Origin of the sequence: Streptomyces rubradiris (assembly GCF_016860525.1) — a bacterium.
GTDB classification, from domain to species: domain Bacteria; phylum Actinomycetota; class Actinomycetes; order Streptomycetales; family Streptomycetaceae; genus Streptomyces; species Streptomyces rubradiris.
This window is the reverse complement of the sequence record NZ_BNEA01000015.1, coordinates 3,042,245-3,068,517: the sequence shown is the minus strand read 5'-3', so window position 1 is coordinate 3,068,517 and position 26,273 is coordinate 3,042,245. Positions and strand designations below refer to the sequence as shown.

General features: G+C 71.5%; 22 protein-coding genes. 10 read left to right on the top strand and 12 right to left on the bottom strand.

What is annotated here, in order from left to right; translation table 11 throughout:
• Positions 1-83 precede the first annotated feature (83 nt).
• The 4 genes from Srubr_RS26590 to Srubr_RS26575 all read left to right on the top strand — a co-directional run bounded on the left by Srubr_RS26590 (position 84) and on the right by Srubr_RS26575 (position 5,261).
• Complete coding sequence (locus Srubr_RS26590; protein ID WP_189997472.1) at positions 84-857, top strand: isoprenyl transferase; 774 nt, start codon at positions 84-86, stop codon at positions 855-857.
• Positions 858-1,206: 349 nt separating this feature from the next.
• Entirely contained in the window at positions 1,207-2,532 is a 1,326-nt protein-coding gene (locus tag Srubr_RS26585; RefSeq protein WP_189997471.1) for a PhoH family protein, read from the top strand.
• Positions 2,533-2,932: 400 nt separating this feature from the next.
• Positions 2,933-3,658 carry an aggregation-promoting factor C-terminal-like domain-containing protein gene (locus tag Srubr_RS26580; protein WP_189997470.1) on the top strand — a complete coding sequence of 242 codons (726 nt, stop codon included), beginning with the start codon at positions 2,933-2,935 and terminating at the stop codon, positions 3,656-3,658.
• Positions 3,659-3,809: 151 nt separating this feature from the next.
• Positions 3,810-5,261 carry an AI-2E family transporter gene (locus Srubr_RS26575; RefSeq protein ID WP_229926827.1) on the top strand — a complete coding sequence of 484 codons (1,452 nt, stop codon included), beginning with the start codon at positions 3,810-3,812 and terminating at the stop codon, positions 5,259-5,261.
• 21 nt (positions 5,262-5,282) lie between these two features.
• Here Srubr_RS26575 and Srubr_RS26570 read toward each other — a convergent pair whose 3' ends face one another.
• Together Srubr_RS26570 and Srubr_RS26565 are read right to left on the bottom strand one after the other, a co-directional pair.
• Complete coding sequence (locus tag Srubr_RS26570; protein WP_189997469.1) at positions 5,283-5,816, bottom strand: alkyl hydroperoxide reductase; 534 nt, start codon at positions 5,814-5,816, stop codon at positions 5,283-5,285.
• 3 nt (positions 5,817-5,819) lie between these two features.
• The gene (locus Srubr_RS26565) at positions 5,820-6,374 is read right to left on the bottom strand and encodes a peroxiredoxin (RefSeq protein WP_189997468.1); all 555 of its coding nucleotides are present in this window, start codon (positions 6,372-6,374) and stop codon (positions 5,820-5,822) included.
• Positions 6,375-6,514: 140 nt separating this feature from the next.
• On the opposite strand from Srubr_RS26565, the gene Srubr_RS26560 reads away from it, so the two are divergent.
• A complete protein-coding gene (locus Srubr_RS26560; protein WP_189997505.1) occupies positions 6,515-7,462 on the top strand; it encodes a LysR substrate-binding domain-containing protein in 948 nt (315 codons plus the stop codon).
• A 161-nt stretch (positions 7,463-7,623) separates the two neighbouring features.
• Here the strand turns inward: Srubr_RS26560 and Srubr_RS26555 are convergent, their stop codons facing one another.
• The 5 genes from Srubr_RS26555 to Srubr_RS26535 form a co-directional block, all read right to left on the bottom strand.
• A complete protein-coding gene (locus Srubr_RS26555) occupies positions 7,624-9,957 on the bottom strand; it encodes an ABC transporter permease (protein ID WP_189997467.1) in 2,334 nt (777 codons plus the stop codon).
• Positions 9,954-10,643, bottom strand: a complete 690-nt coding sequence (locus Srubr_RS26550; RefSeq protein ID WP_189997466.1) for an ABC transporter ATP-binding protein — start codon at positions 10,641-10,643, stop codon at positions 9,954-9,956. Before Srubr_RS26550 ends, Srubr_RS26555 begins: the two co-directional genes overlap by 4 nt.
• On the bottom strand, positions 10,640-11,164 hold the full coding sequence (locus Srubr_RS26545) for a PadR family transcriptional regulator (protein ID WP_030616502.1): 525 nt from the start codon (positions 11,162-11,164) through the stop codon (positions 10,640-10,642). The genes Srubr_RS26550 and Srubr_RS26545 overlap by 4 nt, the downstream gene beginning before the upstream one ends.
• A gap of 221 nt (positions 11,165-11,385) precedes the next feature.
• The gene (locus tag Srubr_RS26540) at positions 11,386-11,637 is read right to left on the bottom strand and encodes a type II toxin-antitoxin system antitoxin (protein ID WP_189997465.1); all 252 of its coding nucleotides are present in this window, start codon (positions 11,635-11,637) and stop codon (positions 11,386-11,388) included.
• Positions 11,634-12,545, bottom strand: a complete 912-nt coding sequence (locus Srubr_RS26535; protein ID WP_189997464.1) for an SPFH domain-containing protein — start codon at positions 12,543-12,545, stop codon at positions 11,634-11,636. The genes Srubr_RS26540 and Srubr_RS26535 overlap by 4 nt, the downstream gene beginning before the upstream one ends.
• A 216-nt stretch (positions 12,546-12,761) precedes the next feature.
• Here Srubr_RS26535 and Srubr_RS26530 point away from each other — a divergent pair, with 216 nt between their 5' ends.
• The gene (locus tag Srubr_RS26530; protein ID WP_189997463.1) at positions 12,762-15,086 is read left to right on the top strand and encodes a transglycosylase domain-containing protein; all 2,325 of its coding nucleotides are present in this window, start codon (positions 12,762-12,764) and stop codon (positions 15,084-15,086) included.
• Between the two features lie 69 nt (positions 15,087-15,155).
• On the opposite strand, the gene Srubr_RS26525 is transcribed toward Srubr_RS26530, so the two are convergent.
• The 3 genes from Srubr_RS26525 to Srubr_RS26515 form a co-directional block, all read right to left on the bottom strand.
• Positions 15,156-17,258, bottom strand: a complete 2,103-nt coding sequence (locus Srubr_RS26525) for a SpoIIE family protein phosphatase (RefSeq protein WP_189997462.1) — start codon at positions 17,256-17,258, stop codon at positions 15,156-15,158.
• Positions 17,259-17,526: 268 nt separating this feature from the next.
• Complete coding sequence (gene fomD, locus Srubr_RS26520) at positions 17,527-18,216, bottom strand: cytidylyl-2-hydroxypropylphosphonate hydrolase (protein ID WP_189997461.1); 690 nt, start codon at positions 18,214-18,216, stop codon at positions 17,527-17,529.
• A gap of 82 nt (positions 18,217-18,298) precedes the next feature.
• Complete coding sequence (locus Srubr_RS26515; RefSeq protein WP_189997460.1) at positions 18,299-19,696, bottom strand: class II fumarate hydratase; 1,398 nt, start codon at positions 19,694-19,696, stop codon at positions 18,299-18,301.
• Between the two features lie 103 nt (positions 19,697-19,799).
• Here Srubr_RS26515 and Srubr_RS26510 point away from each other — a divergent pair, with 103 nt between their 5' ends.
• Entirely contained in the window at positions 19,800-21,323 is a 1,524-nt protein-coding gene (locus Srubr_RS26510) for a ricin-type beta-trefoil lectin domain protein (protein WP_189997459.1), read from the top strand.
• Between the two features lie 54 nt (positions 21,324-21,377).
• Here the strand turns inward: Srubr_RS26510 and Srubr_RS26505 are convergent, their stop codons facing one another.
• Complete coding sequence (locus Srubr_RS26505) at positions 21,378-23,072, bottom strand: fumarate hydratase (RefSeq protein WP_189997458.1); 1,695 nt, start codon at positions 23,070-23,072, stop codon at positions 21,378-21,380.
• Positions 23,073-23,217: 145 nt separating this feature from the next.
• Here Srubr_RS26505 and Srubr_RS26500 point away from each other — a divergent pair, with 145 nt between their 5' ends.
• Together Srubr_RS26500 and Srubr_RS26495 are read left to right on the top strand one after the other, a co-directional pair.
• Positions 23,218-23,895: a DUF1707 SHOCT-like domain-containing protein gene (locus Srubr_RS26500; RefSeq protein WP_189997457.1), complete on the top strand. Its 678-nt coding sequence runs from the start codon at positions 23,218-23,220 to the stop codon at positions 23,893-23,895.
• A gap of 176 nt (positions 23,896-24,071) precedes the next feature.
• Positions 24,072-24,446: a WhiB family transcriptional regulator gene (locus tag Srubr_RS26495; protein ID WP_189997456.1), complete on the top strand. Its 375-nt coding sequence runs from the start codon at positions 24,072-24,074 to the stop codon at positions 24,444-24,446.
• 63 nt (positions 24,447-24,509) lie between these two features.
• Here the strand turns inward: Srubr_RS26495 and glpX are convergent, their stop codons facing one another.
• Positions 24,510-25,544 (bottom strand): class II fructose-bisphosphatase, encoded by a 1,035-nt coding sequence (gene glpX / locus Srubr_RS26490; protein WP_189997455.1) that lies wholly within the window; start codon positions 25,542-25,544, stop codon positions 24,510-24,512.
• A 127-nt stretch (positions 25,545-25,671) separates the two neighbouring features.
• Between glpX and Srubr_RS26485 the strand changes: the two genes are divergently transcribed.
• Positions 25,672-26,199: a DUF4245 domain-containing protein gene (locus Srubr_RS26485; RefSeq protein ID WP_189997454.1), complete on the top strand. Its 528-nt coding sequence runs from the start codon at positions 25,672-25,674 to the stop codon at positions 26,197-26,199.
• Positions 26,200-26,273: the final 74 nt, after the last annotated feature.

The following is a 26,273-nucleotide window of genomic DNA, read 5'->3' as shown; positions in this document are numbered from 1 at the left end:
TCCGGCAGCGGTAGGCTCAACGACTCCGGCTCCCCCTACGGCTCCGGCACCCCCTACCCCGCGCCCAACCCCCGGAGGGTCACGTGAACCTGCGCGACAAGCTGCGCGGTCTGCTCGTCAGGCTCTACGCACGCCGGGTGGAAGGTCACCTGGATCACAGCCAGGTGCCCAAGCACATCGGCGTCATCGTGGACGGCAACCGCCGCTGGGCGAAGGCGTCCGGCTCCAGTACCGAGCACGGGCACCGGGCCGGCGCCGACAAGATCACGGAGTTCCTCGGCTGGTGCTCCGAGACCGACGTCGAGGTGGTCACGCTGTGGCTGCTGTCCACCGACAACTTCGAACGGCCGCAGGCGGAACTGGTCCCCCTGCTCGGCATCATCGAGGACGTCGTGCGCACCCTCGCCGCCGACGGCCGCTGGCGGGTGCACCACGTCGGCGCGATGGACCTGCTGCCCGCCGGCATGCAGCGCACGCTGAAGGAGGCCGAGGAGGCCACCGCCCACCACGACGGCATACTCGTCAACGTGGCCATCGGCTACGGCGGCCGGCAGGAGATCGCCGACGCCGTGCGCTCCATGCTGCACGAGGCGCGGGACCGGGGCGTGTCGATGGAGGACCTCGCCGAGTCCGTCGACATCGACATGATCGGCCGTCACCTCTACACCGGCGACCAGCCCGATCCGGACCTCGTCATCCGCACCAGCGGCGAACAGCGGTTGTCCGGATTCATGCTCTGGCAGACCGCTCACTCCGAGTACTACTTCTGCGAGGTCTTCTGGCCGGCCTTCCGGAAGGTCGACTTCCTGCGCGCCCTGCGCGACTACGCCGCACGTCACCGCCGTTACGGCGGCTGACCGTCCTCGCACCGCCCCGTCGCCGCCCGGTGACGGGGCGTCGTCGTGTCTCCCGATTGGCACGGACGTAACAAGGAGTTCACCGGGCCGCCGGTGGCCGCATTTGCATGGCGGCGCGCGTCCGAGGGCATAAACCCAACAGGTCGACACCCGAACCACGGGCGTCGGTTCTCAGCGGGCGGCTCGGGGCCGTCCGCCCGGGAGGCCCTTTGCACCAGCCCGACCGTGCGGTCACGGCACGGAATCAGCCGCGGAGGGCCGGTTCACGGCCCGCCGTGCGCGGGGGCCAGACACCGGTCCAGCAACTCCTCGTCGCTCCCCGACCACATCCGAGGGGGTACGTCCTTCCGTGGTGACCAGCACAAAGCGCCACAAGCCCGACCGGCGCACCTATGTTCTCGACACCAGCGTCCTGCTGGCCGACCCGAACGCCCTGACCCGCTTCGAGGAACACGAGGTCGTGCTCCCCGTCGTGGTGGTCACGGAGTTGGAGGCCAAGCGGCACCACCCCGAGCTCGGTTACTTCGCCCGGCAGGCCCTGCGCCTGCTGGACGACTACCGGGTCCGGCACGGCCGCCTCGACGCGCCGATCCCGACCGGGGACCTCGGCGGAACGCTCCGGGTCGAACTCAACCACTCGGACCCCAGCGTGCTGCCCACGGGCTACCGACTGGGCGACAACGACTCCCGCATCCTCGCGGTGGCCCGCAACCTCCAGGCCGAGGGGTACGACGTCACCGTCGTGTCGAAGGACCTGCCGCTGCGGATCAAGGCGTCCTCCGTCGGGCTCCTCGCCGAGGAGTACCGGGCCGAACTCGCCATCACGGAGAACTCCGGCTGGACGGGGATGTCGGAGCTCACCCTGCCCGGCGAACAGGTGGACATCCTCTTCGAGGAAGGACACGTGTACGTCCCTCAGGCGGCCGGGCTGCCCGTGCACACCGGCCTGACCATCCAGTCCGAGCGCGGCAAGGCGCTCGGCCGGGTCACCGCCGAGGGCAACGTCCGCCTGGTGCGCGGCGATCGGGAGGCGTTCGGCATCAAGGGCCGCAGCGCCGAGCAGCGCATCGCGCTCGACCTGCTGCTGGACCCGGACGTCGGGATCGTCTCGATGGGCGGCCGGGCCGGCACCGGCAAGTCGGCGCTGGCGCTGTGCGCGGGCCTGGAGGCGGTGCTGGAGCGCCGTCAGCACCAGAAGGTGATGGTCTTCCGGCCGCTGTACGCCGTCGGCGGGCAGGACCTGGGCTATCTGCCGGGCACCGAGGCGGAGAAGATGAGCCCGTGGGCGCAGGCCGTCTTCGACACCCTCTCCGCGGTCACCAGCCGCGAGGTCATCGAGGAGGTCACCGCGCGCGGGATGCTGGAGGTGCTCCCGCTGACCCACATCCGCGGCCGCTCGCTGCACGACGCGTTCGTGATCGTGGACGAGGCGCAGTCGCTGGAGAAGAACGTCCTGCTGACCGTGCTGTCCCGGATCGGCGCGGGCTCCCGGGTGGTCCTCACCCATGACGTGGCCCAGCGGGACAACCTGCGCGTGGGCCGCTACGACGGAGTGGTCGCCGTGGTGGAGAAGCTGAAGGGGCACCCGCTCTTCGCCCACGTCACGCTGACCCGGTCCGAGAGGTCCCAGATCGCCGCACTCGTGACCGAGATGCTGGAGGACGGCCACATCTGATCCGGCCCCGCCGCCAGTTGGCGCCGTCCGGCAAAGGCTCAAGAGCCTAGCCGGGCGGCGCCGTCGTGCGTGGGACTTTCCTGAAATACCCAGGGCCAAACGGGATGTGAGCTTTCACACGCAACACAGAATTGCCACGCGGCGTCCGGTTACGGCAAAGTCTCGTTCCTGTCAGGCCCCGCATACGACACAGTCGTGCCCCCAGCGGCACGGCGCCCCGCAGGCCCCACCAACTCCATAGAGTCGTCGTATGCCGCCCGCGCACCACGCGGCGCTCCCCGCAGGGGAGTTGCCCACCGGGCCCGTGCCTCCCGTGACCCCGCAGTTGGGAGGCCTGTGTCAGGGGCACGATCGCGTCCGCCAGGGTCACCGAAGCGGGCGATGCTGGAAGGAAAACCGTGTGAGCCGGATTTCGGTCCGGGGATTCGCAGTGGCCTCGGCCACCGCGGTCACCGCTGTCGGAAGCGTCGTCGGCGTTGCCTCGGGCAGCACCGCGCAGACCAACGACGCCGCCGAGGCGACGGCAGCCGACACCACGCTCCTCGCGGATATACCCGCGGGTCAGCAGGCGCAGGTGCAGACCGCGTCCCTCACGCAGCAGGCCGACGCACAGGCCATCGCCGCGGACACGAGTGCCAAGAAGGACGCCGAGGAGGCGGCCCGCAAGGCAGCCGCCGAGACCGCGATCGCGAAGAAGAAGGCCGCTGAGGAGAAGGCGGCCGAGGAGGCCAAGGCCGCCAAGGAGGCCAAGGAGCGTCTTGAGGCCAAGGCCGCGGCCAGCCGTGGCGGGACCGACGTCCGCGACTCCTCCAGCTTCCCGGTCCAGGGCAGCTACAGCGTGGCGCAGATCCAGGCGATGGCGCGCCAGATGGTGGCCGGCGGCCAGTTCCAGTGCTTCAGCAACATCGTGGACCACGAGTCCAGCTGGAACTACCAGGCGGTCAACGCCTCCTCCGGTGCCTACGGTCTCTTCCAGGCCCTGCCCGCCGGCAAGTACGCCTCGGCCGGCGCCGACTGGCGGACCAACCCGGCGACCCAGATCAAGTGGGGCATCAACTACATGAACGAGCGGTACGGCAGCCCCTGCCAGGCCTGGTCGTTCTGGCAGGCCAACCACTGGTACTAGGCCACTCGCCGGCCCGCCCGGCCCCGGCTCGGCCTCGCGCAGCCCTTCCCCGTCCTCAGGGGAGGGGCTTTCGCCCTGTACGGTCTTACGCGGACGACTCCACGGGGGAGTGGTGGCGAGTACGCGGGGACGCGGGGGAAGAGGACGGAGCATGGCGCGAGTGCCACGATGGCTGGGCCGGATCGGACGTGGTCTGGCCGAGATGAGCGAGCGGCTGGACGAGCGGCGCGCGGAGGCGGAGAAGGAGCGGGACGAGCCCGGCCCCGGGCCGGCGGCCGGGGTACCCGCCGCCGAGCCGGCGGACCCGCCCGCCCGCCGGACCGCGCCGCCCGTCCGCCGGAGCGTGCCAGGCCGCCGGCCGGATCCCGCCGAGGCCGTGCCCTGGGGTGTCCGGGTGGCCGCCGAGGCGGGCTGGCGACTGCTGGTGCTGGCCGGCACCCTGTGGGTGCTGATGCGGGTCATCAGCGCGGTCCAGCTGGTGGTGTTCGCCTTCGTCATCGCCCTGCTGGTCACCGCCCTGCTCCAGCCGACGGTCGCCCGGCTCACCCGGCGCGGGGTGCCGCGCGGCCCGGCCACCGCGCTCACCGCCATCAGCGGCTTCGTCGTCATCGGCCTCATGGGCTGGTTCGTGACCTGGCAGGTCATGGAGAACATCGACACGCTCTCCAACCAGATCCAGTCCGGCATCGACGACCTGCGCAACTGGCTGCTGAAGAGCCCCTTCCACGTCACCGACAAGCAGATCAACCAGATCGCCAAGAACCTCCGCGAGGCGATCGGCGCCAACGCCGACCAGATAACGTCCGCGGGCCTGGAGGGCGTCCAGGTCATCGTGGAGGCCCTCACCGGCATACTGCTGGTGTTCTTCTCGACGCTCTTCCTGCTCTACGACGGCAAGCGCATCTGGGAGTGGTTCCTGAAGCTGGTGCCCGCCGCCGCCCGCCCGGGCGTGGCCGGCGCCGGCCCGCGGGCGTGGAGCACGCTGACGGCCTATGTGCGCGGCACGGTGCTGGTCGCCCTCATCGACGCGATCTTCATCGGCATCGGCATCTACTTCCTGGACGTGCCGATGGCCGTCCCGCTGGCCGTGTTCATCTTCCTGTTCTCGTTCATCCCGCTGGTCGGCGCGGTGGCCTCCGGCGCGCTCGCGGTGATCGTCGCACTGGTCACCCAGGGCGTGTTCACGGCCCTGATGACGCTGGTGGTGGTGCTCGCGGTGCAGCAGATCGAGGGCCATGTGCTGCAGCCGTTCATCCTCGGCCGCGCGGTCCGGGTGCATCCGCTGGCCGTGGTCCTGACCGTGGCCGCCGGCGGCATGGTGGCCGGCATCGGCGGCGCCGTGGTGGCCGTACCGCTGGTCGCGGTGACGAACACGGTGGTGGGGTATCTGCGGACGTACGCGCAGCAGCAGTCCGGCGCGGCCGTGGAGGACGTGGCCGCGGGGGAGGAAGAGGGTGCTCCGGCCCCTGGCGAGGGCCCCGGGAAGTCCGTCGGCAAGGACGCCGAGGATGCCGAGGACACCGGTGACGCCCAGCGCAAGGGCACCGAGAGCGCCGAGGGCAAGGGCGCCGGGGACGACGAAGACCCCGCCCACAAGGAGTGAGCGGGGTCTTCGACAGGGGTCCTACTCGGCCAGGACGGCCTCGGTGTCCACGGTGACGGCGATCGCCTGCACCACGGAGGCGATCTTGAACGCCTCCTGGACGGTCTCGCGCTCGACGCCGGCCTTGCGCAGCACCTGCTCGTGCGAGTCCAGGCACATGCCACAGCCGTTGATCGCGGAGACCGCGAACGACCACAGCTCGAAGTCGACCTTCTCCACGCCCGGGTTGCCGATGACGTTCATCCGCAGGCCCGCGCGCAGGGTGCCGTACTCGTGGTCGGACAGCAGGTGCCGGGTGCGGTAGAAGACGTTGTTCATCGCCATGATGGCGGCGGCCGCCTTGGCGGCCTGGTACGCCTCCGGCGACAGGTTCGCCTTCGCCTCCGGCTCCAGCTCACGCAGCACGATCGGGGAGCGGGAGGCGATCGCGGTCGCCAGCACCGTGCCCCACAGCTGCTGCGCCGGCAGCTCCGAGTTGCCGATGACCGAGCCCAGGTTGAGCTTCAGGTCCTTGGCGTAGTCCGGGATACGGGACTTCAGGGAGTCGATCGACACGGGTCACTCACCAGCCAGCAGCGCGACCGGGTCCAGGGTCTCGTCGCCCTTGGACCAGTTGCACGGGCACAGCTCGTCGGTCTGCAGGGCGTCCAGCACCCGCAGGACCTCCTTGGGGTTACGGCCCACGGAGCCGGCGGTGACCATCGTGAACTGGATCTCGCGGTTCGGGTCGACGACGAAGACGGCGCGCTGGGCGTAGCCGTCCTCACCCTCGATGCCGAGGTCGCGCATCAGCTCGTGCTTGGGGTCCGCCATCATCGGGAACGGCAGGTCGGTCAGGTCCGGGTGGTCCTTGCGCCAGGCGTGGTGGACGAACTCGGAGTCACCGGAGAAGCCGAGGATCTGGGCGTCGCGGTCGGCGAACTCGTCGTTCAGCTTCCCGAACGCGGCGATCTCGGTCGGGCACACGAACGTGAAGTCCTTGGGCCAGGCGAAGACCACGAGCCACTTGCCCTCGTAGGACTTGTGGTTGATCTGCTCGAACTCCTTGCCCTTCTCGAGCGAGACGCAGGCGGTCAGATCGAACTCGGGGAACTTGTCACCGACAGTGAGCACAGGCTCTCCTTGCAGCGAAGAAACTTCCCTTTTGGGGCGTTTCCCATGGGGGTTGGACTCTGCCGATGGTGGCACAGGGTGCATTGATTAGGGAAATAGCTACACTCGGTCGTGTTGATTGGAGGTGCTTATCAGTGACGATGGGCAACGGAAAGCGACGGCAGCCGACCCTGTCGCAGCTGCGGGCGTTCGTCGCCGTCGCCGAGCATCTGCACTTCCGGGACGCGGCGGCGGCCATCGGGATGAGCCAGCCCGCCCTGTCCGGCGCCGTCTCCGCGCTGGAGGAGACCCTCGGGGTGACCCTCCTTGAGCGTACGACGCGCAAAGTACTGCTCTCGCCCGCGGGGGAGCGGCTGGCCGTGCGGGCCAAGGCGGTGCTGGACGAGGTCGGCGCGCTGCTGGAGGAGGCCGAGGCGGTCCGGGCGCCGTTCACCGGTGCCTTGCGCCTCGGGGTGATCCCGACCGTCGCGCCGTATCTGCTGCCGGCCGTGCTCCGGCTGGTGCACGAGCGCTACCCGCAGCTCGACCTCCAGGTGCACGAGGAGCAGACCGCCAGCCTGCTCGACGGCCTGCTCTCCGGCCGGCTCGACCTGCTGCTGCTCGCGGTGCCGCTCGGTGTCCCCGGCGTGGTCGAACTCCCGCTGTTCGACGAGGACTTCGTGCTTGTCACCCCGCTCGACCACTGGCTCGGCGGCCGGGAGGGCATACCCCGCGAGGCCCTGAAGGAGCTGCATCTGCTGCTCCTGGACGAGGGCCACTGCCTGCGCGACCAAGCCCTCGACATCTGCCGGGAGGCGGGCCGCGAGGACGCGCCGGTCACCACCACGGCCGCCGGGCTGTCCACGCTGGTGCAGCTGGTGGCGGGCGGCCTCGGCTGCACGCTGCTGCCGCGCACCGCGCTGAAGCTGGAGACCTCCCGCAGCAGCCAGCTGCTCACCGGGTACTTCGCCGACCCCGCCCCGAGCCGCCGGGTCGCCTTCGCCATGCGCGCGGGCGCGGCCCGCGCCGCCGAGTACGAGGAACTGGCGGCGGCGCTGCGAGCCGCGCTGCGGGCTTTGCCGGTACGGGTGCTGGACGGCGCCGACTAGCGCTCCGGGGAGGGCGGTCGTGCGGTGCGCGCGGCCGCGGGCCGGTGGGGGCTGGTCGCGCGGTTCCCCGCGCCCCTTCGGGCGCGGGTCCGCATCGGCATGCGGCTCCGCCGCGCGGGCGCGACCGGCCACCACGGAGCCGCACCCGACCGACGGCGGATTCACTCCGTACGCAAGCCCTCAGGCCGCATCATGCGCAGCAGCGGCGGCAGGCTCAGCAAGGTGACCACCAGGACCACTCCCGCGCCCGCGCCGGCCATCGACAGGACGCTCGCCCAGTCCACGGACACCGCGGTGTCCGTCATCTTCAGCAGCACCGAGCCGAGGGCCAGGCCCACCGACGAGGCCAGCAGCAGCCCGAGCGAGACAGGTACCGCCGTCTGCCACAGCACCGACAGCCCCAGCGTGCGGCGCCGGGTGCCGAAGGCGACCAGCGACGACAGCAGCTTGCGCCGCTCGCGCAACTGCTCCAGCTGGGAGACCAGCAGGCTCGCCCCGATCAGCACCAGCACGCAGACCGCGCCGACGAACAGGCCGGTGCGCAGGGAGGTGTACTTCCGGGACTCGGTGGTCGCCGCCCAGTGCCAGACGGACGCCAGCCGGTCCACTCGTGCCGCCGTGTTGCGCACGTACTGGTCCGCTTCCGGCACCGACATGTCGAGGCGGATGTAGACCTGGTGGTACAGCGTCGACGCGGCCCCGGACGGCAGCGCGGAGGGAGTAACCAGCAGGCCGTTGACGTTCGACTGGAGCGCGTCCTCGCGAACGGTCACCCGGCGCGTTCCGGCCGGTACCGTCCAGGGGATCTCGCGCCCGCGCACGCCCTCCGAGTAGGTGGCGTCGAAGAAGCCGTGCCGTCCCGGCCGCATCAGGGCCAGCTCGTCGGCGGACTCGTACGGGCCCGGGACGGCGAACACGTCACCGTCCCGGCAGGACGGCAGCCGGGCCAGTTCGCGCAGCGCGGCGCAGTCGCCGACGGTGATGCCCACCGTGGTGCCGGGGTCGTAGCGCCGGTCGCCCATCGATCCGGAGGAGATCGCCACCGCCGCCCGTACGCCCTTGGTGCGCGGGAACTCGCGGGCGGCCGCCGGCAGCACGGACCCGTCCGAGAGGTCGACCTGCACCGAGGCCCGTTCGGGGTCCTGGCCGGTGTCCTTGGTGTACTGGTCCTGCACGCCCGTGAAGAGCATCTGCAACGCGATCGCCCCGGCCACCGCCACGGCGATGCCGTTGACCATGCGGGCGGCCGTACCGCTGCTCAGCTGAAGTCTGCGCACGGCCAGTTGCCAGGAGAGCGGACCCGAGCCGAGCCGGGCCACGACCGCCTCCACCAGCCAGGGCAGCAGTGCGGTGACGCCGACCAGGAGCAGCAGCACGCCACCGACGACCAGGTACTTGTTGAAGTCGCCGTGGGACCGGCCCTTGCCGATCATCGGGTACAGCAGCGCGAGGCCCACCAGGGGCAGCAGCAGCCGCCACCACAGGCGCCGCCGGGCCTGCTTGGCCGTGCGCACCACGCCGAGCGGTTCGACGGCCACCCCGCGCATCGCGAACAGTGTCACCGCCACCGCGGCGGCCGGGACCGCCACCGCGACCAGGACGACCAGCGCGAGGGAGGGGTCGAGATAGCTCGGGAAGATGCTCACGCCGAGCACTTCCACCGAGCCCACCGCCTGCCGTCCGATGAGGAAGAACACCGTACCGACGGCCAGGCCGAGCACGGCTCCGGCCAGTGCCTCGCCCGCCGCGATCCGGCGGGTCATCCGGCGGTCGGAGCCGACCAGCCGCAGCGCGGCCAGCCGGCGGTCGCGCCGCTCGCCGCCGAACCGCACGGCCGCGGCGATGAACACGGCGACCGGCGTGAGCAGGGCGACGAACACCACCAGCGTCATCATGATGAGCACCGGGTCGGCCCGTTCGGGGGTCGGGCGCCGGTCCCCGAAGGCGGTCAGCCGCACCACGCGGGCGCTGCCGGGCTTTGCCTCCAGGTGGTCGGCGCCCGCGTAGAAGGCCAGCTCGTGCGAGCCGATCAGCCCGGGCTCGCCGATCGTGCCGGTGATCCGCTCCGTTAGCCGCTCCCGCAGCAGCCGGCCCTCGTCGGAGGTGAGCAGTTTCTTCAGCGCGGGGGAGACCACCATCTCGCCCGGCGCGGGGAAGCGGTCCACGCCCGGCGGCAGCGGCGCCCGCGGGCCCTCGGGCTTCAGGAAGCGTCCCCGGACCTCCTTGTCGTGCCACTTGGTGTCACCCAGGCCGACCAGCACGGTGTTCTCGCCCTTCGGCGGCACCTTCTCGCTGTAGGTGAGGTCCGTCCGGGCCTCCTCGCGCTGGTGCCGTGCCGTCAGCACGTTCGGCAGCGCGGTCGTCAGCAGCAGCAGCGTCACGCCCAGGCCGACGCCGACCGCCGTCAGCACCATCCGCACCCAGCCTTCGCGCCCGCCGGTGACGGCGAACCGGACGCCCATGCCCAGGTCCCTGGACCACTGCCGGAGGTTCATATGGCGCGCTCCATGTCCCGGGACCTGCCGTCGCGTACGACGATCTCCCGGTCGGAGTAGGCGGCCACCCGGGCCTCGTGGGTGACCAGCACGACGGCCGCGTTGGTGGAGCGGGCCGCGTCGGTCAGCAGCTCCATCACCCGTTCGCCGTTGAGGGAGTCGAGCGCGCCGGTCGGCTCGTCGGCGAACACCACCCGGGGGCCGGTGACCAGCGCCCGCGCCACGGCGACCCGCTGGCCCTGGCCGCCGGAGACCTCGCCGGGCCGCTTGCCCTTGAGGTCGTCCACCTCCAGGCGCTCCATCCAGGTGAGCGCGGCCCGCTCCGCCTCCTTGCGGGAGCTGCCGTTCAGCCGGAGCGGCAGGGCCACGTTCTCCACACAGGTCAGCTCCGGGACCAGCTGGCCGAACTGGAACACGAACCCGAAGTCGCTGCGGCGCAGCGCGCTGCGCTCGGTGTCGCTCAGGCCGGAGAGTTCGCGGCCGTCGTAGGTGATGGAGCCGGAGTCGGGCGGCACGATGCCGGCCAGGCAGTGCAGCAGCGTCGACTTGCCGGAGCCGGAGGGGCCCATCACGGCGACGACCTCGCCGGGGTGGATGGAGAAGCCGGCGCCGTCGAGGGCGACCGTGGGGCCGAAGCTCTTGCGCAGGTCCTCGGCGACGAGCAGGGAGCCGGGGGGAGGGGTCATCGGGTCACCGCCGCACGGAGCTTGTCGAGGCGCGCGGCGGTGAGTTCCAGCCAGCGCAGGTCGGCCTCCAGGTGGAACAGGGCGTGGTCGCAGATCAGCTGGTCGGCGAGGTCGCCCTTGCGCTTGCGGTCGGTGAGGATGCGCATGCTGCGCAGGTGCTCGGACCGCTGCGTGTCGAGGATGTCGGCGGCGTCGCGGTGGGTGAGGAGGGCGAGGACGACCTTGGTGTAGAGGGTCGACTGGAGGTACTCCTCCGGCTTCTCCGGGGTGGCGAGCCAGCGTTCGACGTCGGTGATGCCGGCGTCGGTGATGGCGTACCGCTTGCGCTCGGGGCCGCCGCCGGCCTCGATGCCGTCGACTTCCACGAGACCGTTCTTCAGCAGCCGGGACATCGTGGAGTAGACCTGGCCGTAGTGCAGCGGCCGGTCGTGGCCGAACTTCTCGTCGAAGGCGCGCTTGAGGTCGTAGCCGTGGCGCGGGCCGGACTCCAGGAGTCCGAGGAGGGTGTGACCGATGGACATGGCGGCACTCTACACAGCGTGTATACCCACCATGTATACACCCGGTGCAGAGTGAGCCCTCAAGAGCGCGTCGGTGCAGGTGAGGGGTCATTGTCAGGGTTTCGTAACAGCCACGGACGCCTGATACGCCGTCACGGCCGCGAGCAACGGCCGACCCGCCGGTACGACGACGGCCGGGCCCCTGACGCGACGACGGCCGGGCCCCTGGACGAGGGCCCGGCTCAGGCCGGCGGGGTGCCGGGACCGGAGTCGCCGGGCGGCCGGCCCCGGCGGGGCAGCGGGCCCGCGTCACCCGGCAGCCGTCCCGCCTCCGCGAGGGCGCGCCGCAGCAGGAACTCGATCTGCGCGTTCGCCGACCGCAGCTCGTCCCCGGCCCACCGGGCCAGCGCCTCGTACACCGCCGGGTCCAGCCGCAGCAGCACCTGCTTGCGCTGCCGCGGCCGGTTCCCGGGGGTCCGTTCCGGGTCGGTCACTGGTAGAGGGTTCCGGTGTTCAGTACCGGCTGCGGGGCCCGGTCACCGCACAGCACCACCATCAGGTTCGACACCATCGCCGCCTTCCGCTCCTCGTCCAGGTCCACGATGTCCGCCTCCGAAATCCGGGCCAGCGCCGCCTCCACCATGCCCACGGCGCCGTCGACGATCTGCCGCCGGGCCGCGACGACCGCGCCCGCCTGCTGCCGCTGGAGCATCGCCGAGGCGATCTCGGGAGCGTACGCGAGGTGCGTGAACCGCGACTCGACGATCTCCACTCCGGCGGTCTCCACCCGCGCCTGGAGCTCGCGGGCCAGCTTCTCGGTGATCTCCTCGGCGTTGCCGCGCAGCGAGAGGCCGTCCTCGTCGTGCGAGTCGTAGGGGTACTCGATGGCGATGTGCCGCACGGCCGTCTCGGTCTGGGTGGCGACGAACTCGGCGAAGTCGTCCACCTCGAAGGTGGCCTGGGCGGTGTCGCGCACCTTCCACACCACGACCGCGGCCAGCTCGATCGGGTTGCCGTAGGCGTCGTTGACCTTCAGTACGGCGGTCTCGTGGTTGCGCACCCGGGTGGAGATCCGGGTGCGGGAGGTGAAGGGGTTCACCCAGCGCAGGCCGTCCTGCCGGATCGTGCCCCGGTAGCGGCCGAAGAGCTGGACCACCCGCGCGTCGCCCGGCGCGACCGTGTTCAGACCGCACAGTCCGATGAGGGCCGCCAGCAGCACGACGGCGCCGGCGGCGATGAGCCCGCCCCGGGCGCCCGCCGAGGAGGTGGCCCCGGTGGCCGCGAACAGCAGGGCCGCGACGACGACTCCGGCCAGGCCGCACAGCAGCGCGATCCCGCCGCCCATGCTGCGGGCCGGGAACTCGCGCACACGCGGGGTGGGCATCTCGGGTATGTCGGACATGGGTGTTCCCCGTTCGTTGGAGCGTCTAGCGTTGGTCTAGCTAAGTGATATCACTTTTTCGGATGCGGGCAACCTTGAACTGCCCTCGAACGTCGGTTCCTTAGGGATGGGTGCTGATTGTCACGTCCGTAAAAGACCGGATCGGTCGCCCTTTGTCATATAGACGGGTGTTAGCTTTCGGAGCTGACCCCGAGACGGAAGCGAGCGTAGGGACCCATGGGACGAGCGGAAGAGAGACGAGCGCGACAGCGCGGCGGTCACCGCGCGGCGCCCAAGCGCCGCCGCTCCGAACCCGCGGCGGCCGGCAAACCCAAGAGCCTCCTGCGCCGGATGTTCACCTGGAAGAAGATCCTCGGCACCGTCTTCGGAGTGTGCCTGCTCGCCATCCTGGGCTTCGTCGGCCTGTACATGTACGTCGACATCCCCGAGGGCAACGCCGCCGCCCGGCAGCAGAGCAACGTCTACAAGTTCAGCGACGGAACGCTGCTGGCCCGCAGCGGCAAGGTCAACCGCGAGATCGTCGACCTGTCCAAGGTGCCCCGCAAGGTCCAGCTGACCTTCGTCGCCGCCGAGAACAAGAGCTTCTACAGCGACTCCGGCGTCGACTTCAAGGGCACCGCGCGCGGCCTGCTCAACACCCTGCGCGGCCGGGGCAAGCAGGGCGGCTCCACGATCACCCAGCAGTACGTCAAGAACTACTACCTCAACCAGGACCAGACCGTCACGCGCAAGCTGAAGGAGATGGTCATCTCGTTGAAGGTGGACCGCGAGAAGTCGAAGGACGACATCCTCGCCGGCTACATCAACACCAGCTACTACGGCCGCAACGCCTACGGCATCCAGGCCGCCGCCCAGGCCTACTTCGGCGTCGACGCCGAGGACCTGACGGTCGAGCAGGGCGCCTACCTCGCCGCGGTGCTCCAGGCGCCGAGCCAGTACGACTGGGCGGTGGCGACCGACACCGGCAAGCGGCTGGTCACCGAGCGCTGGAACTACGTACTGAACAACATGGTCGAGGAGGGCTGGCTCACCAAGGACCGGCGCGCGGCCATGCGCTTCCCCAAGATCAAGGAGCCCAAGGGCGCCCCCGGCCTCGACGGGCAGAAGGGCTATCTGGTCGACCTGGCCAACCAGCAGCTCGAACAGCAGCTCATGGCGCAGGAGGGCCTGACCCAGTCGCAGGCGGAGAACGCGGTCGTGGGGAAGGGCTGGACCATCACCCTCAACATCGACCGCAAGAAGCAGGCCGCGCTGGAACGGGCCGTCCGCAGCGAGCTGACCAGCAAGCTCGACAAGACCAAGCGCAAGGTCGACGGCGACATCCAGCCCGGTGCCGTCTCCGTGGACCCCAAGACCGGCAAGATCGTCGCGCTCTACGGTGGCCAGAACTACTACGAGCACTACTACAGCAACGCCACCCGCAGGGACTACCAGCCGGCCTCCACCTTCAAGCCGGTCATCCTCGCCGCCGCCCTGGAGCGCGAGGCCACCACGCAGGACGGCAAGCCCATCACCGCCAACACCCTCTACGACGGCGGCAACCGGCGCCCGGTGGTGGACCACGGCCGCCCGGTCGGCTTCGCCCCGCCCAACGAGGACGAGGCCGACTACGACAAGATCACCGTCCAGGAGGCGATGAACAAGTCCGTCAACTCCGTCTTCGCGCAGATGGGCGTGGACGTCGGCATGGACAACGTCATGAGCACCGCGAGCAGCCTCGGCATGGACACCAAGGGCATGCCCGCGGTGCCCGCCCAGACGCTCGGCTCGATGGGCGCGAGCCCCCTGGAGATGGCCGGCATCTACGCCACCTTCGCCAACCACGGCCACAAGGTGACCCCGACCATCATCAAGTCGGCGGAGAGCCAGGGCCGCTCGGTGGACATGCCGGACCCCGTCGGCGGCACGGTGCTCAGCCGCACGGCCGCCGACACGGTCACCTCGGTGCTCACCGGCGTGGTGGACGACGGCACGGCCAAGACGTCCGTGGCCGACAACCCGCTGCGCGACGGCCAGCAGGTGGCCGGCAAGACCGGCACCTCCGACGAGAACAAGTCCGCCTGGTTCACCGGCTACACCCCCGACCTGGTCACCTCCGTCGGCCTGTTCGGCGAGGACCCGAAGACCCACGGCCACGTGTCCATGGAGGGCGCGACCGGACTGATCCCGGGGCGCGGCCGGATCAACGGCGGCGGCTACCCGGCGGAGATCTGGGCCGCCTACACCTTCGGCGTCACCGACCGGTCCGCGTTCGACCTGGACACCACCCAGGGCGCGGCCGTCGCGCCGCCCCCGCCGCCGACCAGCAGCGCGCCGCCGACCCCGTCCACGACGCCGTCGCAGACGCCGTCCGAGACGCCGAGCGAGACGCCGTCCCGCACGCCGTCGCAGACGCCGTCCGGGACGCCGAGCCAGTCGCCGTCCCGCACGCCGTCGCAGACGCCCTCCCAGTCGCCCAGCACCGGACTGCCGACGCAGCCCACCACCGAGGGCCCGCCCGACCCGGACGATGACGACGACGGCTTCCACTTCGGCCAGTAGGGCCCGCACACGCGAAGGGACGCCCGGAGGAGACTCCGGGCGCCCCTTCGCGTCGTAGCGGCCGACGGCTCAGCGGTTCAGCTCGAACCAGACCACCTTGCCGGTGCTCAGCCGGGTCGCGCCCCAGCGCCGGGCCAGCTTGTTGACCAGGTACAGCCCGCGCCCGCCCTCGTCGGTGGCCCGGGCCTGCCGCAGGCGCGGGAGCTGCGGCACGTCGTCGCCGACCTCGCAGCGCAGCACGTCCGTGCGCAGCAGTCGCAGCGTCACCGGCCGCGACGCGTACCGCACCGCGTTCGTCACCACCTCGCTGACCAGCAGCTCCACCGAGTCCGACAGGTCCTCCAGGTCCCACCGGGCGAGCGCCCGGCGGGCCAGCCGGCGGGCCTGGCCGGGAGCGGTGCGCTCCGGCTCCAGCGTCCAGTACGCGACATCGCTCGGCGCGATCCCGTCGAACCGGGCCGCCAGCAGCGCGATGTCGTCGTCCCGGTCGCCCGGACCGAGCATGTCCAGCACCTCGTCGCACAGCGCTTCCAGCGGCGGCGGATGGTCCGGCCCGGTCAGCCGGGCCGTCGCGGCCAGCCGCTCCCGCAGCTGCTCTATGCCGGTCCACACGTCCCGCAGCCGGGACTCCACCAGCCCGTCGGTGTACAGCAGCAGGGTCGCCCCGGCGGGCGCGTCCAGCTCCACCGCCTCGAAGTCCACCCCGCCGACCCCGATCGGCGCGCCCGGCGGCACCCGCAGCACCTCCGCCCGGCCGCCCAGGTGCAGCAGCACGGGCGGCGGATGGCCGGCGTTGGCGATCGTGATGCGGTGCGTCACCGGGTCGTAGACCGCGTACAGGCAGGTCGCCATGCGGTCGGTGCCCAGGCGCTGCGCCTGCTCGTCCAGGTGGTGCAGCACCTCCTGCGGCGGCAGGTCGAGCCCGGCCAGCGTCTGCGCGGTGGTGCGCAGCTGGCCCATGATCGCCGCCGAGGTCATCGAGTGGCCCATCACATCGCCGACGACCAGGGCGACCCGGCTGCCCGGCAGCGGGATCGCGTCGTACCAGTCGCCGCCGACCCGCGCGGTCTCCGCCGCCGGAAGATACCGCGAGGCCAGCCGGACACCGGTGGGCCGGGGCAGGGTCTCGGGCAGCATGGTGCGCTGCAACTCGTCGGCGATGTACGCCTCCCGGCCGTACAGCACCGCCTTGTCGATGCCCAGCGCGCTGTGCGTGGCCAGTTGCGCGGCCACCAGCAGGTCGTCCGCCTCGAACGCCGGCTGGTCCGGGCGGCGCAGGAACAGCGCCGCGCCGATCACCCGGCGCCGGCCGCGCAGCGGCGCGAGGATCGCGTGCTGCCCGCCCGGTACGACGCCTTCCCCGCGCTCGCCGAGCAGTTCGGGCAGCGCGGCCCGGGCGGCGGGTGCGTCGGCGAACACCGGGCGCACCCCGCGCAGCACCTCGTTCAGCGCGCCGCCCGGCCGTACCTCGCACAGCTCGGTGGTCAGCGCCGACAGGTCCGCCAGCACCGACGGCTCCGGCTCCGGCTCGAACGCCGCCGGCAGCAGCACCCCATCGGTGTCCCGCTCGTCCGGTATCCGGTCGGTGCGGCGCAGCCGCAGCACCACCGGGCCGGTGGGCCGCTCGTCGCCGACCGGCAGCGGATCGCGCAGGTAGACCAGGATCGCGTCGGAGAACGTCGGCACGGTGGCCCGGCACAGGCCCATCACGATCTCGTCCAGGTCGAGCCCGCGGGCGATGCGCCGGGTGGCCGCGCCCACGAACCTGAGCCGGTCGCCGTCCCGCCGCATGGGCATCGGCCGCCCCGACGGCGCCGCCCGTCCGGTACGGCGCTCCGGGCCGCCCGGCGCGCGCTCCGGGTCGGCGCCGGGCTGGGCCGGGATGCCGTCCGGCGCGGGCCGCGGGCGCAGCGCGCCGGGTTCGGTGATGGCGGGCTGGGAGTGTTCGGGGCCGCCCACCGGGTGCTCCTTCCCCATGCCGTCCTCTCCCTCGCCACGGGGCGTGGCCGTGCCCGGGCCGGCGGGCGTGGTGTCGGCACGGGCCTGTGCCGGTAAGGCCGGCTCGACGGGTTGCCGCGCGGACTGCTCCGGGGCACACAGGAACGCCCCGCGGGCCTCCGCGGGGTCGGCGCCCGGCTGGGGGCGCTCGATGGAGGTGGGCTGCTCCGTCACGCGTGTCGCATCCGTCCGTCCGGGGCTGCGCGCCGGATGCGCCGGGCGCGCAGTTGGTCCCGCCGAAGTCCCGATACCCGCAATACGTGCCCAGGGAACGGGATTCCCGCGGGGCCGGCTTTCGTGGTGGTGCCCTGGTACCCCTCGCTCACGTCCTGCCGTCCCTCGGTGACGATCGGTCAGCCCCGGCGCATGCTCCGGTAGTTGCGTTCACGCGCCCTTGCGGAGGACGATCCTACGTTTCTCGCCCGGGGGCGCATCAAGGGTCTCATGAGGACACATGCGCGGGCGTGCGGTCCCAGTCCTCGGGTAGAGAAGGTACTCCCCAGGAGGGATCCGGGCGCCAGTTCTGCCAGCCGTCAGGGAACGGCGGCCCCCACGCTCGGATCACGTCGACCGCCTCCCGGCCCGCCGCCCGCACCCGTTCGGCGGTCGCCGGGTCCATCAGCCCGTCCCGCTGGGCCTGCGCGAACTCGTCCTCGTCCCGCCAGCGCCAACTGCGGTCCGGGCCTACGGTGATGTCCAGGAAGTGGTCCTCGGAGTCCACCCCGCCCGCCCAACGCGCAAGCGGCTGCTCCAGGTTGACGTACCAGTTCTTGAACCGCCAGCCGGGCTCCCAGAACAGCCACACCGACCAGGGCCGGCCGGGCTGGGCCAGCTTCAGCACGCCGGTGCCGAACCAGCGGTCCCGCTGCACCGCGCGCGGCTTGGTGTAGCGGGACTCCAGCGGCTCCAGGTGCACGGGCGTGCCGTCGGCCAGGACCGGTCTCACGCACTCGGTGCCTGGGGCCAGCCACACGGCCAGCAGGTCGGCGTCGTCACGTACGACGGTGACGGGCCGGGCGATGTGGAACTGCTCGCCCCCGTTCTCCCGGTAGCGCCACAGGATGTGCGTCCCCGGGGTCCAGTGCGCCGCCGCTCCCGCCGTCACTCGTGCCATCGCTCCGTCGTCCGTCATGGACAGATTTTAGGTGCCGTCGGCATGCGTCGCTGCGGCGCGCGTCACGGCCGCCCCGGGTGGCCGGAAACGTCCGCCGCGGTCAGGGGCGCGTCATCCGCAGGACGTCCAGCGCCTCGTCGAGCTGCTCCAGCGTCAGGTCGCCCCGCTCCACGTACCCGCTCTCCAGGACGACTTCGCGGATCGTCCTGCGCTCGGCGAGGGACTTCTTGGCGACCTTCGCGGCCTCCTCGTAACCGATGTACTTGTTCAGCGGGGTGACGACGGACGGGGACGACTCGGCGTACTCGCGGGCGCGTTCGCGGTCGGCGGTGATGCCGTCGACGGTCCGGTCGGCCAGCAGCCGGGAGACGTTGGCGAGCAGCCTGATGGACTCCAGGACGTTCTTGGCGAGGACCGGGAGCATCACGTTCAGCTCGAAGTTGCCGGCGGCTCCGGCGGTGGTGATGGTGGCGTCGTTGCCGATGACCTGCGCGGCGACCATCAGCACGGCCTCGGGGACGACCGGGTTGACCTTGCCCGGCATGATCGAGGAGCCGGGCTGGAGGTCGGGCAGCCGGATCTCGGCCAGCCCGGTGCGCGGGCCGGAGGACATCCAGCGCAGGTCGTTGGCGATCTTCGTCAGGCCGACCGCGATGGTCCGCAGCTGCCCGCTGGTCTCCACGATGCCGTCGCGGGCGCCCTGGGCCTCGAAATGGTCGCGGGCCTCGGTGAGCGGCAGCCCGGTGACCCGGGCGACCTCCTCGATGACGGCGGCGGAGAAGCCGGGCGGGGTGTTGATGCCGGTGCCCACCGCGGTGCCGCCCAGCGGCAGCTCGGCAAGGCGGGGCAGGGAGGCGTGCAGGCGCTCGACGCCGTGGCGGACCTGCGCCGCGTACCCGCCGAACTCCTGGCCGAGGGTCACCGGCGTGGCGTCCATCAGGTGGGTCCGCCCGGACTTGACCACGTCCGCGAACTCGGCGGACTTGCGCTCCAGGGCCGCGGCCAGGTGCTCCAGGGCCGGGATCAGATCGTGGGTGACGGCCGCGGTGGCCGCGATGTGGATCGAGGACGGGAAGACGTCGTTGGACGACTGCGAGGCGTTGACGTGGTCGTTGGGGTGCACGGCACGGCCGAGCCGCTCGGTGGCCAGCGTCGCGATGACCTCGTTGGTGTTCATGTTGGACGAGGTGCCGGAGCCGGTCTGGAAGACGTCCACCGGGAAGTGCTCGTCCCAGCGGCCGGCGGCGACCTCCTCGGCGGCCTCCTGGATCGCCCGCGCGATGTCCTCGTCCAGCACTCCGAGCTCGGCGTTGACCTTGGCCGCCGCCGCCTTGACGCGGGCCAGGGCCTCGATGTGGGCCCGTTCGAGGCGCTGTCCGGAGACGGGGAAGTTCTCGACGGCACGCTGGGTCTGCGCGCGCCACTTGGCGTGGGCCGGGACCCGGACCTCGCCCATCGAGTCGTGCTCGATCCGGTACTGCGGCTCTTCGGTCGTCATCGTCGTACCTCCGAAAACATGAGCACGTGTCGCGTCACGCGTATTCCCTATCTGACTACCCGCCAGTAAAAACCGTGGGTAACACCTGCTTCGGGGAGGCGTCATGAAACGCGTCGGATCCATCGGGTCCAGGATCAGAGGTACGGCCGCCGCTGTCGCGACGGCCGCCACCGTGTTCGCGGGCCTCGCGGCCCCCACCGCCCACGCGGCCCCCGCCGCCGCGGCGGCCACCCCCCTCCCGCCCGACCTGGAACGCGTCCGGGCCGCCGAGGCCACCGCCCTCTACGGCGACCCGGCCCAGCGGCCCCTCGCCGACCGCAAGACCTCGCTCATCTCCCTGGGTGACAGCGAGATATCCGGCGAGGGCGTCGGCACGTACGAGCCGGGCACCAACGGCCCGGACAACTGGTGCCACCGCTCGCCCCAGGCCGCCATCCACCGCACCGGCATCCCGGCCGACGTCACCTACAACGTCGCCTGCTCGGGCGCCTACACCGGCAACATCCGCATCGGCGGCGCCAGGCAGTACGCCGACGAGCTGGTCCAGAGCGACAGCCTCGCGGTCAAGGCCCGCACCACCCGGATCAAGATGATCGTCCTCGTCGCCGGCGCCAACGACGACCTGCAGTTCGGGCCCGTGATGACCGACTGCGTCACCCGCTACCTCACCCTCCAGGGGACCTGCGAGCCGAAGTACGCGCCCGGCTGGCAGGCCCGGGTGGACGCCCTCGTGCCCAAGGTGGAGGCCACCGTCGCCGACCTGAGGACGGTGATGCGGGACGCGGGCTACGCCGACGGCGACTACAAGCTGGTCCTCATGGGCTACCCCAGCCCCATCGGCCCCGACATCCACGACAACCCCGACTTCCCGGGCAAGCTCCCGGGCGGCTGCACCGGCTACGACTCCGACAGCGCCTGGGGCCGCGACAGCGCCGTCCCGCTCTTCGAACGCGGCATGCGCGAGGCGGCCCGGCGCAGCGGCGCCTCCTACCTGGACAACTCCCGGCTCTTCCACGGCCACGAGGTCTGCATGGAGGACACCTGGGCGCGGGGCCTGTACGTCGACCTGGCCAACCCCTTCCCGGCGGACGCCAACTCGGTCCGGCAGTCCTTCCACCCCAACGCCCGCGGCCACGCCGCCTTCGCCGCGTGCCTGACCCGGTTCTACGGCTCCGGGCTGCGCGAGGCGGGCTGTGCCGACCCGGCGAGCACCGGCACCCCCGAGCTGTACCCGGGCGCCTGGGACGACGCGTTCCGCCCGCTGACCGGCCAGGCCACCGGCGCCTGCCTCGACGCCTCGGGCGGAGCCAGCGCCAACGGCACCGAAATCCTCGGCTGGGACTGCCACGGGGGCCGCAACCAGGGCTGGTGGTACGACACCGGGCGGGGCGCGCTGCACCTGGAGCTGACCCACGACCGCTGCCTGGACGTGCCGGACGGCTCCTACACCGCCGGCACGGGCCTGGTCCTGTGGAACTGCCACGGCGGCGCCAACCAGCGGTTCGTCCGCCAGTCGGGCACCCTGCGCCCGGCGGCGGCACCGGGCCTGTGCCTGACCCTGACGGCGGCGAAGGAGCGGGTCAGGCTCCAGACCTGCGACGGCTCGGCGGCCCAGCGCTTCAGCTGACCGCCGGCCCGGGGCGGGCACCCCGCGTCCGGCGCCCGCCCCGGAACCCGCGTACTAGGCCAGCCCGGGACCCCGTACCGGAATGGAGGTGAACGTCGGCTGGGGGGCCGGGTCCTGGAAGAAGTCGTTGCCCTTGTCGTCCACCACGATGAACGCCGGGAAGTCCTCGACCTCGATCTTCCAGACGGCCTCCATGCCCAGCTCCTCGTACTCCAAAACCTCCACCTTCTTGATGCAGTCCTGGGCCAGGCGGGCGGCCGGGCCGCCGATGGAGCCGAGGTAGAAGCCGCCGTGCGCCGCGCACGCGTCGGTGACCTGCTTGCTGCGGTTGCCCTTGGCGAGCATCACCTTCGAGCCGCCCGCCGCCTGGAACTGCTCCACGTAGGAGTCCATGCGGCCGGCCGTGGTCGGGCCGAAGGAACCGGAGGCGTAGCCCTCGGGGGTCTTGGCCGGGCCGGCGTAGTACACCGGGTGGTCCTTCAGGTACTGCGGCATCTCCTCGCCCGCGTCCAGCCGCTCCTTGATCTTGGCGTGCGCGATGTCACGGGCCACGACCAGCGGGCCGGTCAGCGACAGCCGGGTCTTGACCGGGTACTTGGTCAGCTCGGCGAGGATCGTGTCCATCGGCTGGTTCAGGTCGATCTTCACCACGTCGGACGACTCGTCCAGGTGCTCGTCCGTGGTGTCCGGCAGGAAGCGCGCCGGGTCGGTCTCCAGCTGCTCCAGGAAGACGCCCTCGGGCGTGATCTTCGCCAGCGCCTGGCGGTCGGCGGAGCAGGACACGGCGATGGCGACCGGGCAGGACGCGCCGTGCCGGGGCAGCCGGACCACGCGGACGTCGTGGCAGAAGTACTTGCCGCCGAACTGCGCGCCGATGCCGATCTTCTGCGTCAGCTCGAAGACCTTCTCCTCCAGCTCCTTGTCCCGGAAGCCGTGGCCGAGCGGCGAGCCCTCGGCCGGCATGTTGTCCAGGTAGTGCGCGGAGGCGTACTTCGCGGTCTTCAGCGCGAACTCCGCGCTGGTGCCGCCGACGACGATCGCCAGGTGGTACGGCGGGCAGGCGGCCGTACCGAGCGAACGGATCTTCTCCTCCAGGAACTTCATCATGGAGGACTCGTTCAGGACGGCCTTGGTCTCCTGGTACAGGAAGGACTTGTTGGCCGAGCCGCCGCCCTTGGCCATGAACAGGAACTTGTAGGCGCCGCCGTCGGTCGCGTACAGCTCGATCTGGGCCGGCAGGTTGGAGCCGGTGTTCTTCTCCTCCCACATGGTGAGCGGAGCCATCTGCGAGTAGCGCAGGTTGAGCTTGGTGTAGGCGTCGAAGATGCCGTGCGAGAGGTGCTTCTCGTCCTCGCCGGCCGTCAGCACGTTCTGGCCGCGCTTGCCCATGACGATCGCGGTGCCGGTGTCCTGGCACATGGGCAGCACGCCGGCCGCCGCGATGTTCGCGTTCTTCAGCAGGTCCAGCGCCACGAACTTGTCGTTCGCCGACGCCTCGGGGTCGTCGATGATCCGGCGCAGCTGCGCCAGGTGGGCCGGGCGCAGGTAGTGCTGGATGTCGTGGATGGCCTCCTCGGCCAGCTTGCGCAGCGCCTCCGGCTCCACCTTGAGGAACGTCCGGCCGTCCGGGCCCTCCACGGTGGAGACGCCCTCCGACGTGACCAGCCGGTACGGGGTGGTGTCTTCTCCCTGGGGAAGCAGTTCGGTGTACGCGAACGCTGGGCGGGCGGGGGGGGAAGTACGCGGCATCTCAGCCCATTCCTCACTCTGACGGACGGCGGCCCGCCGACGCTGGCGAGCCTCCCCAGCGTAGAACCTGCCGCCGGCCGTGAACCTGTGAGGTGGCGCTCAGTCAGGGGTGTCGCGATCTATCGTGTTTGGGTACGCTGCCGTCGTGGACCTTCACAAGCAGACCGCACCCACACCCGCGACCGAGCTGCGCGCCTCGGACGCCGACCGCGACCGGGTCGCCGACATACTCCGCGAGGCCCTGGCCGAGGGCCGGCTGACCGCCGACGAGCACGCCGAGCGCGTGGACGGTGTGCTGCACGCCAAGACGGTGGGCGAGCTGGAGGGCTTCATCCGGGACCTGCCCGCCGCCTACCGGCCCCCCGCCGCCCCCGTCCCGCCGCGCCCGGAGCCGGGCGCGATACCGGCGGCGGCCGACGCCAACGTGGTGGCGGTGTTCAGCAGCGCCGTGCGCCGGGGCCGCTGGCGCGCCGGGCGCAGGCTGCACGCGTACGCGGTGTTCGGCAGCGTGGAGATCGACCTCAGCGAGGCGCTCTTCGAGTACCAGCACGTGGTCGTCAAGGCCGTCTCCGTCTTCGGCGAGGTCCGGATCAGGGTCCCGGAGAACGTCTCGCTGCGCGGCACCGGGGGCGGGGTGCTCGGCAAGTTCGAGGTGAGCACGCTGGACTCCGCCGACCCCGCGGCGCCGGTCGTCTACGTCGACGGCTGGGCGGTGCTCGGTGCCGTGGAGGCGTGGCCCCGGCGCGGCCGGACCGTCTCGGACATCCTGGAGCGCGTCCAGGCCAAGGTCGACCGGAAGCTGAGCAAGTACCTGGGCCGCTGACGGTCGCGAATCCGCCGGTGACCGGAACGTCCCGGTCCGTCGGCGACGCCGAGGACGAGGGGCGGGAACGAGCCGCCGTGGGCTCGCCGGTGCCAACGCTGTGCATAGGCGCACGCACAGCGGGTAGGCCTTGCTGCATCGTCTCTCGCTCGCGAAGCCGTCGTCAGGAGTAGACCGTGCTGCAACCGCCGCATTCGTCCCTGCAGGTAGCTGGCGTTCCGGTCCAGCGGGTGCCGGCGCGAGACAGGGACCAAGACGCACCCTGGCACACCGAGGCGGTGTGCCGGCGCGACGAGGCCGGGCTGTTCTTCGCCCCGTCGAAGGAGCCGACCGCCGCCCGGCTGTCCCGCGAGGAGGCGGCCAAGCGGGTCTGCGCCCGCTGTCCGGTCATGGTCGAGTGCCGCGAGCACGCCCTGCTCCAGCCCGAGCCCTACGGCGTCTGGGGCGGCCTGACGGCGGCCGAGCGCCGGGTGGTCCTGGCGCGCCGGCGCCGCCGCGAGGTGGAGCTGAAGAAGGCGGCGCGGGCGGCGGCGAACCGCATGGCGGGCTGAGACGTCAGAAGAAGGGGCACCCTCCGCGTGGCGGGGTGCCCCTTCTGCCGGGTTCGGCGTTCCCTACTTGGCCCGGTCGAAGTCGATCGCGCTGTAGGCCCGCAGCTTCCTCAGCCGGTGCTCGGAGTCGATCCGGCGGACCGTCCCCGACTTCGACCGCATGACGATGGACTCGGTCAGCGCCGTCTCCGAGCGGTACCGGACCCCGCGCAGCAGCTCCCCGTCGGTGATGCCGGTCGCGACGAAGAAGACGTTCTCCCCGGCGACCAGGTCGTCCGTGGTGAGCACCCGGTCCAGATCGTGCCCGGCGTCGATCGCCCGCTGCCGCTCCTCGTCGTCCTTCGGCCACAGCTTGCCCTGGATGGTCCCGCCCAGGCACTTCACGGCACAGGCCGAGATGATGCCCTCGGGGGTGCCGCCGATGCCGAGCAGCAGGTCGACGCCGGTGCCCTCGCGCAGCGCGTACACCGAACCGGCCACATCGCCGTCGGAGATCAGCTTGATGCGCGCGCCGGCCTCCCGGACCTCCCGGATCAGACCCTCGTGCCGGGGCCGGTCGAGGATGACGACGGTGACATCCTCCGGCGCGGACCGCTTGGCCTTGGCGATCCGGCGGATGTTCACCTCGACGGGCGCGTTGATGTCGACGAAGTCGGCCGCCTCCGGGCCGGTGACCAGCTTGTCCATGTAGAACACGGCGGACGGGTCGAACATCGCGCCGCGCTCGGCGGCGGCGAGGACGGCGATCGCGTTCGGCATGCCCTTCGCGGTGAGCGTGGTGCCGTCGATCGGGTCGACGGCGATGTCCACCTCGGGGCCGGTGCCGTCGCCCACGTGCTCCCCGTTGAAGAGCATCGGGGCCTCGTCCTTCTCGCCCTCGCCGATGACGACCACGCCGTTCATCGACACGGTGGAGACGAGGGTCCGCATGGCGCGCACCGCGGCACCGTCGGCGCCGTTCTTGTCGCCGCGCCCCACCCAACGGCCCGCGGCCATGGCGGCGGCCTCGGTCACCCGGACCAGCTCCAGGGCGAGGTTGCGGTCGGGAGCCTCCGAGGGAACATCGAGCTCGGACGGCAGGTGATGGTGTTCGGTCATCGGAGCGCACCTTTCTGATACGACGACGGCCGGATGAGGGTCTTGGCCTCGACTCTATCGTTAGGCATACAAAATGAGCAGGGGACCCCACGGATGAGCGCTTGGGGCACCTGCGACGATAGGGGGCGTGGCAGGTTCGAACCGCAAGCAGAAGACGGCCCGGGACATGGTGCTCTCCCTGGCCCTGATCGTCATCGCGTCGCTGGTCGTGTACTTCTTCACCATCCCGCACGACGATCACGCTCCCGAGATCCAGCGGGTCGACTACCGGGTCGAACTGCTCACGGCCCGCCGCGCGGCGAGCTACCCGGTGGCCGCGCCCGAGGGCCTGCCGAGTACCTGGAAGCCGACCTCCGTACGCTCCGAGGGCAAGGACGTCAACCGCTGGCACCTCGGCTTCCGGACCCCGGACGGCCAGTACGCGCAGGTCGAGCAGTCCACGCGCAAGCGCACCGACTTCATCGCCACCGCAACCCAGGGCAGCTCGGCCACCGAGCGGACCGAGCGGATCGACGGCCGCACCTGGACCCGCTACACCGGCGGCCGGTACGACGCCCTGGTCCTGGAGGACACCCCCGGCTCCACCACGGTGGTGGCCGGCACCGCCTCCTTCAAGGACCTGACGACCCTGGCGGCGGCCCTGAAGGCGGAGTGACCGCACGCGCGCTTCGGTGGCATCGCCGCGAACCTCGACGCCGGCGGTAGTGTCGTCGGGCGCGGCGACGGAGG